Source organism: Streptomyces sp. NPDC014870 (assembly GCF_043081505.1).
Lineage (GTDB): Bacteria > Actinomycetota > Actinomycetes > Streptomycetales > Streptomycetaceae > Streptomyces.
This window is the reverse complement of record NZ_JBIBWQ010000002.1, coordinates 150,543-165,457: the sequence shown is the minus strand read 5'-3', so window position 1 is coordinate 165,457 and position 14,915 is coordinate 150,543. Positions and strand designations below refer to the sequence as shown.

Annotated in this window: 15 protein-coding genes and 1 pseudogene; 9 read left to right on the top strand and 7 right to left on the bottom strand. The window is 71.0% G+C overall.

The features are described from left to right. Window positions 1-53: 53 nt before the first annotated feature. A complete protein-coding gene (locus ACF09C_RS05340) occupies window positions 54-713 on the bottom strand; it encodes an MSMEG_1061 family FMN-dependent PPOX-type flavoprotein (protein WP_392088983.1) in 660 nt (219 codons plus the stop codon). A gap of 58 nt (window positions 714-771) precedes the next feature. Between ACF09C_RS05340 and ACF09C_RS05335 the strand changes: the two genes are divergently transcribed. Beyond that, window positions 772-1,647, top strand: a complete 876-nt coding sequence (locus ACF09C_RS05335) for an IS5 family transposase (protein ID WP_392088981.1) — start codon at window positions 772-774, stop codon at window positions 1,645-1,647. Window positions 1,648-1,834: 187 nt separating this feature from the next. Further along, the gene (locus tag ACF09C_RS05330; protein ID WP_392088978.1) at window positions 1,835-2,716 is read left to right on the top strand and encodes a GNAT family N-acetyltransferase; all 882 of its coding nucleotides are present in this window, start codon (window positions 1,835-1,837) and stop codon (window positions 2,714-2,716) included. A 66-nt stretch (window positions 2,717-2,782) separates the two neighbouring features. Here the strand turns inward: ACF09C_RS05330 and ACF09C_RS05325 are convergent, their stop codons facing one another. Then, window positions 2,783-4,171 carry a S41 family peptidase gene (locus ACF09C_RS05325; RefSeq protein ID WP_392088976.1) on the bottom strand — a complete coding sequence of 463 codons (1,389 nt, stop codon included), beginning with the start codon at window positions 4,169-4,171 and terminating at the stop codon, window positions 2,783-2,785. 360 nt (window positions 4,172-4,531) lie between these two features. Between ACF09C_RS05325 and ACF09C_RS05320 the strand changes: the two genes are divergently transcribed. Next, window positions 4,532-4,948, top strand: a complete 417-nt coding sequence (locus tag ACF09C_RS05320) for a nuclear transport factor 2 family protein (protein WP_392088974.1) — start codon at window positions 4,532-4,534, stop codon at window positions 4,946-4,948. Between the two features lie 38 nt (window positions 4,949-4,986). Continuing rightward, window positions 4,987-5,864, top strand: a protein-coding gene (locus ACF09C_RS05315; RefSeq protein ID WP_392088971.1) for an IS5 family transposase whose coding sequence is annotated in 2 segments (ribosomal slippage) — window positions 4,987-5,380 and window positions 5,380-5,864 — 879 coding nt in all. Because the reading frame shifts where the segments join, the coding sequence is not laid out codon by codon here. 155 nt (window positions 5,865-6,019) lie between these two features. Here ACF09C_RS05315 and ACF09C_RS05310 read toward each other — a convergent pair. From ACF09C_RS05310 to ACF09C_RS05295, 4 genes are all read right to left on the bottom strand, one after another. Further along, on the bottom strand, window positions 6,020-6,613 hold the full coding sequence (locus ACF09C_RS05310) for a hypothetical protein (protein ID WP_392088969.1): 594 nt from the start codon (window positions 6,611-6,613) through the stop codon (window positions 6,020-6,022). A gap of 108 nt (window positions 6,614-6,721) precedes the next feature. Next, on the bottom strand, window positions 6,722-7,393 hold the full coding sequence (locus ACF09C_RS05305; protein WP_392088967.1) for a lysophospholipid acyltransferase family protein: 672 nt from the start codon (window positions 7,391-7,393) through the stop codon (window positions 6,722-6,724). 170 nt (window positions 7,394-7,563) lie between these two features. Next, on the bottom strand, window positions 7,564-9,327 hold the full coding sequence (locus ACF09C_RS05300; RefSeq protein ID WP_392088964.1) for a lysyl oxidase family protein: 1,764 nt from the start codon (window positions 9,325-9,327) through the stop codon (window positions 7,564-7,566). A gap of 324 nt (window positions 9,328-9,651) precedes the next feature. Then, complete coding sequence (locus ACF09C_RS05295) at window positions 9,652-10,053, bottom strand: RidA family protein (RefSeq protein ID WP_392088961.1); 402 nt, start codon at window positions 10,051-10,053, stop codon at window positions 9,652-9,654. A gap of 108 nt (window positions 10,054-10,161) precedes the next feature. Here ACF09C_RS05295 and ACF09C_RS05290 point away from each other — a divergent pair, with 108 nt between their 5' ends. Together ACF09C_RS05290 and ACF09C_RS05285 are read left to right on the top strand one after the other, a co-directional pair. Continuing rightward, entirely contained in the window at window positions 10,162-11,133 is a 972-nt protein-coding gene (locus ACF09C_RS05290; protein WP_392088959.1) for a helix-turn-helix transcriptional regulator, read from the top strand. A gap of 336 nt (window positions 11,134-11,469) precedes the next feature. Then, window positions 11,470-12,018 (top strand): cupin domain-containing protein, encoded by a 549-nt coding sequence (locus ACF09C_RS05285; protein ID WP_392088958.1) that lies wholly within the window; start codon window positions 11,470-11,472, stop codon window positions 12,016-12,018. A 34-nt stretch (window positions 12,019-12,052) separates the two neighbouring features. Here the strand turns inward: ACF09C_RS05285 and ACF09C_RS05280 are convergent. Then, window positions 12,053-12,795, bottom strand: a pseudogene (locus ACF09C_RS05280) (metallophosphoesterase). A gap of 117 nt (window positions 12,796-12,912) precedes the next feature. Between ACF09C_RS05280 and ACF09C_RS05275 the strand changes: the two are divergent. From ACF09C_RS05275 to ACF09C_RS05265, 3 genes are read left to right on the top strand one after another with little or no spacing between them, the layout of a single operon-like run. Next, window positions 12,913-13,548 carry a CGNR zinc finger domain-containing protein gene (locus ACF09C_RS05275; protein ID WP_392088956.1) on the top strand — a complete coding sequence of 212 codons (636 nt, stop codon included), beginning with the start codon at window positions 12,913-12,915 and terminating at the stop codon, window positions 13,546-13,548. Window positions 13,549-13,592: 44 nt separating this feature from the next. Continuing rightward, a complete protein-coding gene (locus ACF09C_RS05270) occupies window positions 13,593-14,504 on the top strand; it encodes an oxygenase MpaB family protein (RefSeq protein ID WP_392088953.1) in 912 nt (303 codons plus the stop codon). A 9-nt stretch (window positions 14,505-14,513) separates the two neighbouring features. Continuing rightward, a complete protein-coding gene (locus tag ACF09C_RS05265) occupies window positions 14,514-14,912 on the top strand; it encodes a molybdopterin-binding protein (RefSeq protein ID WP_392088952.1) in 399 nt (132 codons plus the stop codon). Window positions 14,913-14,915 lie beyond the last annotated feature (3 nt).

The following is a 14,915-nucleotide window of genomic DNA, read 5'->3' as shown; positions in this document are numbered from 1 at the left end:
GCCTGCAAGGGGTCGCCGGAGTCGTGAACGGGCCGACGATCGCGCTCATCCTGTCACTCGTACCGGTACTTCAGCGAGTCCGCCTCCGCCTGCTCGATGTCGGCGATCGTCAATCGGGGCATCCGCAGCTGGGCCAGCGTCACCTCGGCCGAGGTCGGCTGGGCGTCCGCCGGCAGCCACTGCTCCGGCTTCCAGGACCCTGAGCGCAGGAGCGACTTGGGACAGTGCGGGTACACCTCCTCGATCCCCACGACCAGGGCGCTGGCCGGCGGCTTGCCCACCGCGGTCAGCTGCGACAGCAGGTCCGGACGGGTGGAGACACAGGCTCGGCCGTTCACCCGGAGCGTCGTGGTGCGCCCCGGGATGACGAACAGCAGCCCGGCCCGGCCCGTGGCGATCACGTTCCGCAGGGTGTCCAGACGCTTGTTGCCCGTTGCGTCCGGTATCGCCACCGTCCGCTCGTCCAGGACCGCGACGAATCCGGCGGGGCCGCCGCGCGGGGACACGTCACAGTTGCCCTCGGCGTCCGCACTGGCGACCAGGACCAGCGACGAGCATCCGATCAACCGGCGGGTCTGCTCGGTGAGTTCGGTCATCTGCTTGCGCAGGGCCGTGTCCTTGGGGAGTTCGTAGACCTGCCGCAACGCCTGTTCGTCGGGCACGGCGTCCAGGAGGAGCGAGTCGAAGGCACTGCCGGTCAGGGAGGTCGTCATACCCCGAACCTAGGCCGTGTTTCGAAAGTGGATCTTGGGCGTTGGATGATCAGGGTTCATGGGGCGGGGAGATCTCACGGACGAGCAGTGGGCGGTGCTGGAGCTGTTGTTGCCGAAGGGGACGAGGGCGGGGCGGCCGCCTGTCTGGCCTCGGCGGCGGCTGATCGATGGCATACGGTTCCGGGTCCGTACCGGTGTTCCGTGGCGGGACGTGCCCGTCGAGTACGGGCCGTGGGGCCGGATCTATGACCTGTTCCGCCGGTGGCAGCGGGACGGCACTTGGCACCGGGTCCTCACTCAGCTCCAGGCCCTGGCCGATGCGCGGGGTGCGATCGTGTGGGACCTGAGCGTCGATTCCACGGTGTGCCGCGCCCACCAGCATGCGGCTGGGGCACGGAAGCAGGGTGACCTGCAGAAGGAACCCCCGGGCGGCATCTTCACCGAGCCCGCTGATCATGGCCTGGGACGCTCGCACGGTGGATTCACCACCAAGCTCCACTTGGCAGTCGAGCAGGGCCAGAAGCCCATGTCGATCGTGTTGACTGCTGGGCAGCGCGGGGACTCTCCACAGTTCGAACCTGTGCTGAAGAAGGTCCGCGTGCCCCGCATCGGGCCGGGCCGGCCGCGCGTCCGTCCCGATCGAGTACGCGCTGACAAGGCGTACGCCTCCCACAGGAACCGCGCCTACCTACGCAAACGCGGCATCCTCTGCACCATCCCGGACAAGGCCGACCAGGCCCTCCATCGCAAGAAGCGCGGTTCGCGCGGCGGCCGTCCGCCGAAGTTCGACAAGATCGACTACCGCGCACGGCACGCCGTCGAGTGTGGCATCAATCGCCTCAAGCGCCACCGGGCCGTGGCCACCAGGTACGACAAGCTGGCGGTCCACTACGAGGCAACTGTGCTGGTCGCGGCCATCAACGAGTGGCTGTGACCGCAGGCTCGCACCGGTCTTTCGTTAATCCTTTGCCGAGGAACCGATGCCCAGCTAAGTTCTCCCAGCCGCCTGATGTTGTTCGGGACCGGCGCTGTCGACGAGGAGGTGTGGAGCACATGCGCAGGAGTGCCCAGCAGTTGAGTCCGCGTACTGATCTTTGCCACTTCCTCACGACGGAGACACCTTGTCGTCTCGCATCACCCCACTGACCGACCCCGCTCACGGCCCGAACAGCCGGCGACTTGCATGGCTGGCGTCCGACGCTGATTCCATCCCCACCGGGACCGCCTTCCTGCGCCTGTTCAACAGCCCCGAACAGGAACATCTGGCCGAACTGACCCTCCAGGTCCATCCGGCGGAGCGACGCCGGCACATCGGCTCGCAGCTCCTCGGCGCCGCCGTGGCCGCTGCTCGGGACGATGCCCGCCGCTGCGTCATCGCACAGGCCGAGGCCGGATCGCCGGGCGACCACTTCCTGCCCGCGCACGGCTTCCGGAAGGTCCTCACTCTGAGGTTCACCCGCCTGCCGCTGGCCGACGCGGACATCAGCGCCCTCGCCCGCATCATCGAGCGCCCGCACTCCGGCTACCGGCTGACCTCATGGCACGGAACCGTGCCCGACGACCTCGCCGAGACGTTCGCCGCCTCACGTCGCGCCATGGACGACATGCCCATGGACGACACCGACTACGGCATCGTCGCCTGGGACGTGGACCGGGTCCGGGCCGCGGCGAAGGCCGTCGAACAGCGCGGCGACCACCTGCACACCGTCGCCGCCGTCGACACCTCCGACGACTCGATCGCCGGCTTCACCGAGCTGGTCGTCCCCGGCAACGGCACAGGTGACGCCCAGCACTACGGCACCGGCGTGCTGCCCGAGCACCGTGGACACGGCCTTGGCCGATGGATGAAGGCCGAGTCGATCCGACACGCCCATGGGCGCTACCCGGACATCGGCGGCCTCCTGACCGACACCGCCGACAGCAACACACATATGAGACAGATCAACGACAGTCTCGGCTACGTCCCCACGCACACGACACATCAGTACCAACTCGACCTCTAGCAGCGGACGGACGGGCCGGACCTGGACGTCACATTGTCCGGCCCGTCCATCCTTTCGATACACGGCCTAGTCCCGCTCCCGCAGGACCTTCACGGCCCGGTCGAAGGCCGAGTCCTTGTTCTGGTCGAACTCCTCCGTGGTGAAGACCGGCTCGGTGAGGTGCGGTGGGATGCCCGCGCCGTCGAAGGTCCTGCCCGACCGGGTCAGCAGCTCCTCGTTCGGCAGCCAGACCGACATGCCGTTGGGGAGCTTGCGCACCATGACGTCCGAGAAGACGCCCTGCGTGGGCTGCCCGATCCGCACGGTCCGGCCGGGCCGGTCCATGAGGGCCTGGGTGAAGGTCTCCCCCGCGCTGACGGTCGAGCCGCCGGTCAGCACGGCGACCGGCCCGGTGTAGCGGGGGCCCTGGCCGGGCGTGACGTACAGGGGCTGGAGGCGTGTGTGCCGGGTGGGGTCCGTGGGATCGTTGCGGGCCCGCTTGGAGTAGGCGAGGTAGGGGGTGTCGGTCAGCCGCCCGGCGATGTGGAGACCCATGGCGTCGGAGCCGCCGCCGTTGATCCGCAGGTCGATGACCAGGCCCTTCAGGTGCCGGGTTCGCTCCTTGCTCAGGACCGTGTCCAGCGCCTTGTCGAGCTCGGCCAGCTCGGCGGTGTAGGGGGCCTTGTCGCCGGCGTAGCCGCCGAAGCCGGAGATCCGCAGGTAGCCCTGACCGCCGGGGAGGTCGGCGTAGGTGATCCGCCCGGCGCCGAAGTCCTGGAGGTTCCGGGCGTCCTTGAGGTCGCGCTCCACGACGAACTTCTTGACCTTGGCGTCGAGCGTCCCGCCGGGCATGACGGTGCCGGGGCGGGGCTGCCCGAAGAACCGGTCGGGGAAGCCGTCCTTGTCGCCGTCGACGTCCCAGACGGCGACGTGGGCGTCGTGGAGCGGCTCCACCATCTTGCTGAAGACGGCGAAGAGTTCGTCCGGGGTCGTCCCTTCGTGGACCGTGGGCCGGTACCGGTCGCGTACGGCGTGCCAGTCGATGCCCTTGGCGGCGAAGAAGGGGTAGTTCTCCTCGAACGTCTGCCAGAAGACGTCGAAGGTGGCGAGCGGATCCCCGGGGGCGGGAGGCGTGCAGGCGTCGGGCAGTTCCGTCATCCGGCGCAGGTTCCGTTCGCCGACGTCGCCGGCCAGCCGTACGGAAGCGTGGTCGCGGTCCCCGCGGGTGCGCACGGTGAGGACGGTGCGTCCGGGCGTGGTGTAGGTGCCGGGGCCGGTCCGCTGCGCGGTGTCGCCCGCGATGCAGCTGACGGCGGTGGTCTGGTACTCCTGGAGGGTTCCGTTCCGGATGGACAGCACGGTGCCGTAGCCGTCGGTGCGCCAGATTCCGTCGGTGGCCGACTGGTGGGCGGTGGCGGCCGGCGCGACTGCGCCGACGAGGGCCAGGGCGACGGCGGTGGCCGTGACGATGCGCACGATCTTGCCTTCTCTGTAGGCGACTTGCTGGGTACGGTCCCTACCGTCGCCGACACGTGATCACCGGGCCATCCGGCTGTCCGGCCGACCGGAGGTGGGGCCAGCCCCCGCTACCACCCGCCCACCGGGGGCAGTGCCCCCGTCCACCCCCGTTGTGGGCAATCGTTCCTCCCCCAGACTCCGTCCGGGGGGACCCCCAGGGCGGAACGGGTGGGCACAACGGAACGGCGCCCCCTGCCGGGCCTAGTTGCGAATCGAGCACATGCTCGATAAAGCCATGCGCCGGTTGATGGGCGGAGCGCAAGGGGTGGGATGAGAGAGCATGGGCTGTCGATTTGGCCTGACCTTGAGTGAGTGATCATGACTGCAGCTGAGCTTGTGTCGGCATACTTGTCGGCGCTGGAGCGGGCGGATGCCGAGGCGGTGCTGGAGTTGTTCGCGCCTGGAGCGACGGTGCACTCTCCGCTGTACGGCCCCCGACCGGCCACGGAGTTCTATCCCGAGCTCTTCGCCGATACCAGCCGGGCGCGCCTGACGCTGCTGGGGGTGGCGGAGGGCCGGACCCAGCAGGGGGCCGCACTGACTTCGTTCTGGTTCCACTTTGATTGGCGCCTGCCGTCCGGAGCTGCCGCGCCGTTTGACGTGGTGGACCTGGCTGAGCTCGCCGAGGACGGCCGTATTGCCACGCTGCGTATCGTGTACGACACCGTTGACGTGCGTCCGGCGTTCGAACGCGAGACCGGCAGTTCGTGGCGGCCCACCACAGATCAGAGCTGACGGGCTGCTGTCCACCCTGGCTGTGAAACGATCTTCAGATGTCTCGGGGCGATCTGACGGATACACAGTGGGAACGGCTGGAAGCCGTGTTGCCGCCGATACCGAAGATGGGCCGACCGCCGCGGAATCGGCGGCAGGTCTTCGACGGGATCTGGTGGCGGGCGCGGACGGGCTCGCCGTGGCGGGATGTGCCCGAGCGGTATGGGCCCTGGGAGACGGTGTATGCGGTGTTCCGGCGCTGGCAGATCGGCGGCATCTGGCCCCGCATCTTGGAGAAGCTGCAGGTCAAGGCTGATGCCGACGGCATCATCGAGTGGGAGGTCTCGGTCGACTCCACCGTTTGTCGAGCGCACCAACACGCCGCCGGCGCCCTCAAAAAGGGGCTGACGATCCGAGTCGGACGCGTCCGAACGGCCTGGCGGCCGAGCCGGACGACCATGGTCTCGGCCGCTCCCGCGGTGGGCTGACCACCAAGATTCACCTCGCGGTGGACGCTTCCTTCCACGTCCTTGCGGCTGTCATCACCGCGGGCCAGCGGGGCGACGCACCGGTCTTCGAGCGGGTCATCGAGAAGATCCGCGTCCCTCGGGTCGGCGTTGGGCATCCGCGCACTCGCCCGAAGCACGTCCTTGCGGATCGCGCCTACTCCTCGCGCCAGATTCGGTCCTACCTGCGCAATCGCGGGATCGCGCACACCATCCCAGAGAAGCGCGACCAGGCCGGCCACCGGATCCGCCGTGGGTCGGCCGGTGGCCGCCCGCCCGGATTCGACCGCGAGATGTACAAGCGCAGACACAAGGTCGAGTGCCGGATCGGTCTGTTGAAGCAGGCCAGAGGCGTCGCGACCAGGTACGACAAGCTTGCCGTCCGCTACGAGGCCACCGTCCAACTCACCCTCATACGGCAAGCGCTGTGACCACATCTCAAACACGTCCTACTAGGCCGGTCCGTGGCGACCACGACCTGGTGGTCGATACGGATCCCCCGAACGCACGGTGGCGGAAGCCTCCCTCTCCTCCGTGGCGGGGACGGAATGCGGCGTGCTGGGTGGGTACACGCCCTGTCGCCCCGTCAGGCGGCGTTGCCCTGAGGGGGGTTCAGCAGACGTCTGATCACATGGAGACAGACCGTCGCGCCGACCACGAGGCGACGCTGCTCGATCCCGGTGCGTGGGTCGAAAGCCACGCGATAGCCCTGAAGGCCGTCGAACGCGCGCACGGTCGAGGCCGTCACCTCGGCGACGAGTCCGTCGCTGTCGTCCCATACCCGCCAGGCCCTGCCCAGGAGTGCGTTGCGGGTGATCCGCAACGTGCCACTTTGGGGCGTCCCCACGTCGAGCAGCCGGGTGTGGTGGAGGCGGCCCGCCGCACGGACCTCGCCGATCGGGTCACCCTCGGGGCCGGTCACCCGGAAGCCGGGTCTGGTGAACCCACCCCTTCCGGAGAGCAGGTCGACTCGCAGGAGCGGGCGGTCGTCGAGGTCGTGGAGTACGTACGCGAAGGTGCCGCGTTCGTCGAGGTACGCCAGGACCGTGCCGTCCTCCGCAGCCATGTGCATCCTCGGCCCCACGTACCGGCGCAGGACCGAGCGCCGCGGCTCCGCGAGGATCACCGTGTCGAGGCCGAACGGCCGGTGAACCGGGCTCGTGTCATTGCCGCCACCCATGCCGTGGCCTCCCGCCCTCGCCGCTCCCGTGGCCCGAGCCCGAGTATGGCCGCGCCGAGGGGTGAGGGACAGCGTTGTGCGCGGAGAGAAGTGGGTGGTGACCTGCCCTCAGTGGAGCGTGAGGGCCGCGCTCTCACTCGGTGTGCGGCGGTACGCCGCGGTACGCCAGGCCCTCGTCACGGACTCCCGCGCCACGTCCGTCGCCGATGCCGTGTCCGCGGGCAACCGCGGCGGGGCCCCGAGGTGGACATGGAGTCGGGGGCGGCGCAGAGGAGCGGTCAGGAGGCCCGCGAGTTGCTTGGCGACGCTCCCCGAGGTGATGCGGCGGGCGCCGGCCTGCCCAAGGGGCACCAACGGCACCCCGGCGGCAGCTGCCAGCCGGGCGGGGCCGCTGCGGAAGGCCTGTGGCGGGGCGTCCGCCGCGTCGGGGCGGTCCGGGATGCCGCCCTCTCCGTACACGAGGACGTAGCGGCCCGCGCGGAGGGCCGCCTCCGCTCCGATGAGGGCCTCGGCCGCTCGGGCGGTCCCGCGCCGCACGGGCACGTACCCCTCACGCGTCAGGGCGCGGCCGAGCAGAGGGATGCGCCACAGACCGGCCGCGCAGAGCACGACGGGTTCGACTCCCATGCGGCGCAGGGCCGCGAGGACGACGACGGGGTCGGCGAGGCTGGTGTGGTTGGCGACGATCACGGCACCGCCCTCGGGCATCCGAGGGATGTCGGCCGTGACGGCGAGCCGTCCCAGGGCGGGAACCACTGCTGCGGCGAGTCGACTGAGCATGCGGGGCGGCCTTTCCGGCTGTCGCGGTGTTGCCCTCATCGTCGGGCCGCGTGGCCGCCGCGGGCCTGAGCGCCGCTACTCAATCCGCCCTGTGTACTCGACCCGGCGGGGCGGTGTGCCGGGCGGAGGGCGGGTGGCGCGGCGAGGTCGTCGGGCCACCCGCCCGGTGATCAGTTCGCGTTCACGAGGTCGTGCGCGGGGACGGTCACGGTGCGCTTGCCGGGGGTGCCGCCGAGGACGATCTTCCGCAGGGCGCTGTTGTTGTCGAGGTTGGTCTCCTTCAGGCGCTTGGCCGGGTTGGCCAGGACCTGGATGTAGTACGTGCCGTTGGGGACGTCCGTGATGTCGAAGGACTGGCCCGGCAGGTCCTGGGTGTAGGTGTCACCGGAGCCGACGTCGAGGACCTCGCGGACGGAGATGGAGTTCTCCTGGCCGCAGGCGGTGGACAGGTCGGTGTTGTACGGGTGCCAGTTGGCGTTCTTCACCGTGTAGTCGACGGCGTCGGTGTTGGCCAGGCAGAAGGCCTCCTTGCCGCTGCGCACCGCTTCCTTCTGGTCCGCCTTCAGCAGCCGGTAGCTGGCGAAGTCGGTGAAGTGCCAGTGCACATGGCCGGGGCGCGGGTCCCACTCCATGGTGCCGGTCGGGGTGTAGCCGACCTGCTTGCCGTTGGCGTCGTAGAAGTACTGGTACGCGTCCATCATGGCCTTGCCGGGCGAGCGGAAGCCGTCCACCACGAGCTGGGCGGGACCGGCGTTCCAGACGTTGGCGCTGAAGGCCAGGTAGTCCTTGCCGGGTACGTCCTGGCCGCCGTCGCTGATGGTGATGCCGTAGGCCGGCAGCGACCGCAGGTCGGGCTTGGGGACGTTCGCCGGGACGGAGGCCTTGCCGGTGGGCCGCTGGGACATCGGATTGAGGGCAGGCGCCTTGCGCGATCCGTCGGTCTGCCCGGCGGTGTCGCCCGTCTGCAGCTGCATGTCGGCGCGCGCGGCCTGCTGCTGCTTCTTGAGCGCCCAGGGCAGGGCCGGCGGGGCGGCCTTCAGCGGTCCGTGGCCGACGTTGTACGAGACGCCCGCGCCGCTGGTCTCCGGCGCGCCCGCCTGGGCGGGCGTCGGGGCGTGCCCCGGCCCGTGCCCGGCGTGCGCGGCCGGGGCCTGGTGGGCGGAGCCGTGCCCGGCGTGCTCCCCGGCGGCGGCCGACCGGGCGGCCGCGCCACCCGGGCCCTCCTCCCAACTGCGCTCCTGGACAGTGACCTTGACGGTCGCGGGCTTGTCGGCGATACCGAAGAGGTCGCGGTACTTCTTGGCGACCCCGATCTTGGCCGTGTAGGTGCCGACGGCGAGCTTCAGGGGCTGGGTGTAGGAGCCGGCGTAGGTGTTGGACGCCCACCCCTTCTCGACGCCCCAGACGGAACCGAGGGTGAACGGGTTGGTGGGACAGCTCTCCGGATACTTCGAGGTGGCGGGCGCGTCGGGCCGTACCCGTCCGCTGGCGTTGTTCGGGCAGAAGCTCTCCGCCCGGCTGACGACCTTCTTGCCCGCCTTGTCGGTGAGCGTGATCTCCGTGAAGCCGGGCAGCCCGGAGAAGTCCTTCACGGTGCCCAGCGGCAGCGTCTTGGGCTTGGCCTTTCCGCCGTCGAACACCGTCTGGTTGATGGTCACCGGGTCCTTGTAGGACTTCCTGGTCACCTTGAACTCCAGCGGGCTGCCCTCCGCGGTCAGGTAGGTGCCCAGGTCGAGATAGACGCCGGGCTCCTCCTTCCACGAGGTGAGCGTGACGGCGTCGGTCGCCGCGATGAGACTCAGCTTGGGCCCCGTCGCGGCCTTCGCCTGGTCCGGCGCGGCGGTCATGAAACCGGCCGTGACGGCCATGGCGGCGACGGCCGTGGTACCGGCGAGCAGCGGACGCCGCAGCCGGGTGGTGCGCTTGGTGGTCATCGTTCCCTCGTCCTCCGGATGCTGTGAGAAGGAAGCGGACAGCGGGCCACCGGCCCGGCAGGACTGGGCAGAACTGGGCAGCGCGGGACTGCGGTCGTGCGGTCCGGCCGGCGCGGTGAGAAGCACTCGCTGCGCCCGTGGGGTGAGAGGAGGGGACGGGATGCCGGGTTGTCCGGCGGGGCGAATCCGTCGGGATGTTGGCCGAATTCCACCGCCTCGGGTGAAAGCCGACCACGCCGTGCGGCGCCGAGGAGTTCGGCGCCGCACGGTCGTGCGTCAGGGTCGTGCGTCAGGGTTGCGCGTCAGGGAGCGTCGCGTGACGCGTCAGGGGCGGGCGGCGAGGGCTTCGACCTCGAAGAGCACTTCGGGCGTGGCCAGGCTCGCGACGCCGATGAGGGTCTGTGTGGGCGGTTTCGTGCCCCAGAGCTCCTGTACGGCCCCGGCGATCGGGCCGAGCTTGCTGACGTCGTGGTTCACCACGTACGTCCTGAGCTGGACGACGTGACCGAGGTCGAGCCCGTGGGCGGCGAGGGCGACGCCGATGTTGTGGAACGTCCGCTTGACCTGCTCGGCGAAGTCGGCCGAGACGACCGCGCCGTCGGGCCCCGAGCCGTACTGGCCCGCGACAAGCACCAGTTCGGTGCCCGCGGGGACGGTGGCGGTGTGGCTGTAGCCGAACGGGGTCGGGTCGTGCAGGCCGTCCGGGTTGACGATGGCGTGTGCCATGCGGGTCACCTCTCCTGTGCGGTGGATGGGGCAGGTCTGTGGGGTGCGGGTACAGCCTGGCGGGCAATCACGACACCCTGTGTCACGTATTCCGGTAGCGTTCCGGCCGTGCGCGCCGATCGGTTGGTCTCGCTGGTGCTGTTGTTGCGGCAACACGGCCGGTTGTCCGCGGCGGCTCTGGCCCGCGAGCTGGAGGTGTCCACCCGGACCGTGCTGCGTGACATCGACGCGCTGTCCGCCGCCGGTGTTCCGGTCTACGCGGAACGCGGCCGGCACGGCGGTTTCGCGTTGCTGCCCGGTTTCCGTACCGAGCTCACCGGCCTCAACCACGACGAGGCGCTCGCGCTGCTGGTCGCCGGATCGCGGCGCGGCGCGCAGGTGTTCGGCCTCGGCTCGTCGCTCGCCTCGGCGATGCTCAAGGTGGTCGACGCGCTGCCCGCGAGCTACCGGGCCACCGCGGCGGGCGCGGCCCAGCGCCTGCTCGTCGATCCGGAGACGGATCTCCTCTCGCGCCGGCCGGTCACCGACGAGGTGCCGGACGTCATCGCGGCCGCGGTCCGGAGCGCGGTGTTCGCCGGGCACAAGCTGCGCATCCACTACGCGGCGGTGGACCAGGCGCCGAAGTGGCGCACGGTGGACCCGATCGGCCTGGTCACCGTGCGCGACCAGGGCTACCTGCTCGCGATCCGCTCCGGCGAGGACCGCACCTACCGGCTCTCCCGGGTCCTGGCCGCCGAGGAGCTCGCCGAACCCGCCGAGCGGCCGGAGCGGGTCGATCTGGACCGTGCCTGGCAGGAGCGCGCCAGGCGGTTCCGTACCGGCGGCGACACCGTCACCGTACGCATGCGGATGGACCCGGCCCGGCGCGAGGAGCTGGTCGGCACCGCGCTCGCCGTCCTGGCCGAGGAGGCCGACCCGGCGGACGGGTGGTTGCGTCTCGAGGTCACCTTCCAGGATCCGAGGCACGCCGAGTGGGCCCTGTGGCAACTCGACACGAGCGGGGAGGCGTTGGCCCCGCAGTGGTTGCGCGACGCGCTGCGCGACCGCGCGACGGCCGTCGCCCGCCGCTACGGGGGTTGAGGATCCGCAGGCCTCTTTCGGGCCGCAGGCCTCCTTCGGGCGCAGGCCTCCTTCGGGCGCAGGTCTCCTTCGGGCGCAGACTCCTTCGGGCCTCAGGCCCCTTTCCCCGTACCAGTCCCGCACATTGACGTTGCGTCAGGTCGCTCCTCTTCGCCCGTCCCGCATGTCCGGATCTGCAGGGGGTTCGTCATGGCGGCCCGGCGGTCCCGCGGCTGACGATGGAGGCCGTACCGGGACTCGCCGTCTGCGAGGAAGGGAATCGTGGACGGCTCCGCGCATTCGCTCTCCGCTGCTTCGGCGTGTGCCCTCACATTCCTGACGAGTTGGGAGACATCCATGCGTGCCAAGGCGAGGACCCTCACCGCGGTGACCACCGCGGTGGTTTCGGTCGCCCTGCTGGCAGCCTGCTCGGCCGGCGACGCCGAGGCGAAGGGCGACCAGGCGAGCAAGAAGGGTGGCGGCAGCGGCAGCGCGGCAGCCCCGGCGGCCACACCGCCGACCGCGAAGGCCCCTTCCGCGTTCCTCTCCTTCCCGTCCGCCGGTCTCGGATGGAAGGAACTTCCGGGGTCGGGCGGCGTGACGTACGCGAACGTGCGCGGCGATCTCGCGGGGAGCGGCAGCTACGAGGCGTTCGTCCGCTTCCCCGCGGGGAAGGACAATCCGATGCACGTCCACAGCCAGGACCTCCCGACCGTCGTCCTGAAGGGCACCTTCTACGCGGACATCGACGGGAAGCGCGTCCAGTACCCGGCCGGCTCCTACTACCGCCTCCCCGCGGACAAGCCGCACCTGAGCGGATGCGAGAAGGGAGAGGAATGCCTCCTCTTCCAGTACCAGGACGACCACTTCGACCTGGTGCCCACCAAGACCGGGCAGGAGGAGTAGGAGGCCCAGGGGACGACCCGGTCGACGGGCCGGGTCAGACGACCACCCGGTAGTGCGTCGTCAGACGGTGGTCGTCGTCGAGGACGTGGAACGCGAGGCCCGGCGGCTGGTCGCGGTCCGCGGGCCGGTCGCCCTCCCACGGCATCCGCAGGGTCCAGGTGACGGCGGGTCCGACGATCAGGGGGCGGCCGGCGAAGACGGAGGCGGCCGCGGTGTGGGCGTGTCCGGTCAGGACGGCGACCACATGGGGATGCGCATCGAGGAGTGCGGCCAGTCGCCCGGGCTCTTCGAGCCTGCACGAGTCGGGCAGCGGGTGGTGGAGGTCGACCGGCGGCTGATGGAAGGCGATCAGGGCCGGGGTGGACGGCGCCAGCGCGGTCAGCCGGCTGTCGATCCAGTCGAGCGTCGCCGCGTCCAGGCGTCCTTCGTCGCGGCCGGGGACGGTCGCGTCGCACATCAGGACGGCGGTCCCGGCGATGTGGTGGATCCGGTTGACGGCCCGTCGTCCGGCTCCTCGCCCAGCAGGGCCTTGAGGTAGGCCGGGCGCGCGTCGTGGTTGCCGGGGCAGGTCAGTACGGGGAAGGGGGCTGCCAGGATGCGGGCCGCCTCCTCGTACTCGGCCTCCTCGCCGTGATCGGCGATGTCTCCCGTGACCAGGACCGCGTCGACCGGCCGCGGGAGGGCCCGCAGGTGGTCCATGACCTGGATGGCGCGGCGGGTGGCCCGCTCGCTGCCGTCCAGGTGCAGATCGCTGATCTGGGCGAGCAGCAAGGTCATCTCGCATCCCCCTCGTTTCCCGACTAACGGAAGTTCTGTCGTTTTCCGTTAGGTGACCCTAGGGTGTGTGTACGCGTGTGATCAAGGGCCGCCGACCGGGCGGAGGAGGAGACGGTGATGGAGGAACGCTGGGTGGCGCTGGAACTGGCGAGCACCATCCGCCACGACGGAGCCGGCGGTGTCACCGACGACCTCGCCACCGCTCCGGGGACCACCCGCTGGATCCAGGAGCGGGCCGACCTGCCGGTCCTCGCCCTTCCGGCCGGAGGGATCGTGGCGGACGACAGCCTCAGGGCCGAGATCACCGAGTTACGGCGGGCCGTCCGGACCCTCTTCGCCCGGGCGGTCGGGCCCGCTCCGCCCAGCCCCGCCGACGCCCATCGGCTGCTCCCGGCCGATGAGGCGCTGGCCCGCCTCAACAGGGTCGCCGCCCGTGAACCCGTCGTCCCGCAGCTGGACTGGCCGCGGGACGGCGCGCCCGTCGTCCGTCTGCCGTCGACGGAGGGGGATCCCCGGGTGCGCCTCCTGGCGGCCCTGGCCCGGGCGGCCATCGACTTCCTGAGCGGGCCGCAGCGCGAGCAGTTGCGCGCCTGCACCGCGCCGCGCTGCGTGCGCTACTTCGTCAAGAGCCATGGACGGCAGGAGTGGTGCAAGCCGTCGTGCGGCAACCGCGCCCGGGCGGCTCGGCACTACCGGCGCGTGCGCGAGTCGGGCGACACCGGGGGATCGGCGCCGGGTTCCACCCCGCCCTGACCGGCGTCTGGCCGCCCTGCACGGCGGCCGGACATACTGGAGGTGTGCAATCGCCGTCACTGCTCGCCCAAGGACTGCGGGAACGAGCCGGTGAGGCCCTGCTGCAGCGGGTCGCGGGCCCGACGGCGCACGAGAAGCGCGCTCGTATCCACGGCACGCCGGGGCCTCGATGGTTCGGCCCCGATCGCCCCGTGCGCCGCGTGCACGCCGACGCGTCGATGTACGTCGGAGGTCTCGCGGCCCTGTTGCTCCAGTCGCTCCACCCGGTCGCCATGGCGGCGGTCTCGGCGCACTCCGGCTTCCAGGGAGATCCCTGGGGGCGGCTGCAGCGCACCAGCACCTTCCTCGCGGTCACGACCTTCGGAACCCGTGACGACGCGGAGCAGGCGGTCCGCAGGGTGCGGGAGGTCCACGCGCGCGTCGTGGGGCGGACGTCGACGGGAGTGCCGTACCGCGCCTCCGATCCGCACCTGCTCACCTGGGTGCACATCGCCGAGACGTCCTGCTTCCTGCGCGCCCACCAGCGCTACGGCCGCCGCCCGCTCGGTACGGCCGGACAGGACGGTTACGTCGCGGACATGGCGCTCGTCGCACGCCGGCTCGGCGTGGACCGGCCGCCCGAGTCGATGGCCGAGCTGACCGCCTGCCTGGCCGCCTACCGGCCCGAGCTGCGGGGCACCCCGGAGTCCCGCGCGACCGCCCGCTTCCTCCTGGCCCATCCGCCGATCCCGCTCCCCGCACGGCTCCCGTACGCCTTCCTGGCAGCCGCGGCGGTCGCGCTGCTGCCCCGCTGGGTCAGGGCCTCGCTGGACCCACCGCTCGCGGTGCGTCTGATGATGCCCGTCGCCCCGCTCGCCGGGCGCGCGATCATCGGCCTGATCCGCTGGGCGGTACCGCCCCCGCCGCTCCCCCCGCCACCGGATGCCGAGGCGCCGCCCGGTGCCGGGGTGACCTAGAGTGCGGGTGTGCCGTCGTACAGCATTGGGCAGGCCGCGCAGCTGCTCGGAGTGAGTTCGGAGACCGTTCGCCGGTGGGCGGACGGCGGCAGGCTGGGCATGGAGCGCGACGGGTCCGGCAAGCGCACGATCGACGGTGTGGCGCTGGCCCGGTTCGCGAGCGAGCGCGGCGCCGGGCTGCACGCCGTGCCGGAGGACGATGTGCCGACCTCCGTACGGAACTCGTTCGTGGGCATCGTGACGGCGGTACGGGTCGATGACGTGGCCGCGCAGGTCGAGGTCCAGTCGGGTCCGCACCGGCTGGTGTCGCTCGTGACGCGCGAGGCCGTCGAGGAGTTGGCCCTGGAGGTCGGTGTCACGGTCACCGCACGCGTGAAGTCGACCAGCGTGCACATCGACCTTCCCTGACCC

What these genes read in the sequence shown, in the direction of transcription:
- ACF09C_RS05340 (WP_392088983.1), bottom strand. Translation starts at nt 713, where the DNA reads ATGACGACCTCCCTGACCGGCAGTGCCTTCGACTCGCTCCTCCTGGAC.
- ACF09C_RS05335 (WP_392088981.1), top strand. Translation starts at nt 772, where the DNA reads ATGGGGCGGGGAGATCTCACGGACGAGCAGTGGGCGGTGCTGGAGCTG.
- ACF09C_RS05320 (WP_392088974.1), top strand. Translation starts at nt 4,532, where the DNA reads ATGACTGCAGCTGAGCTTGTGTCGGCATACTTGTCGGCGCTGGAGCGG.
- ACF09C_RS05310 (WP_392088969.1), bottom strand. Translation starts at nt 6,613, where the DNA reads ATGGGTGGCGGCAATGACACGAGCCCGGTTCACCGGCCGTTCGGCCTC.
- ACF09C_RS05305 (WP_392088967.1), bottom strand. Translation starts at nt 7,393, where the DNA reads ATGCTCAGTCGACTCGCCGCAGCAGTGGTTCCCGCCCTGGGACGGCTC.
- ACF09C_RS05300 (WP_392088964.1), bottom strand. Translation starts at nt 9,327, where the DNA reads ATGACCACCAAGCGCACCACCCGGCTGCGGCGTCCGCTGCTCGCCGGT.
- ACF09C_RS05295 (WP_392088961.1), bottom strand. Translation starts at nt 10,053, where the DNA reads ATGGCACACGCCATCGTCAACCCGGACGGCCTGCACGACCCGACCCCG.
- ACF09C_RS05285 (WP_392088958.1), top strand. Translation starts at nt 11,470, where the DNA reads ATGCGTGCCAAGGCGAGGACCCTCACCGCGGTGACCACCGCGGTGGTT.
- ACF09C_RS05275 (WP_392088956.1), top strand. Translation starts at nt 12,913, where the DNA reads ATGGAGGAACGCTGGGTGGCGCTGGAACTGGCGAGCACCATCCGCCAC.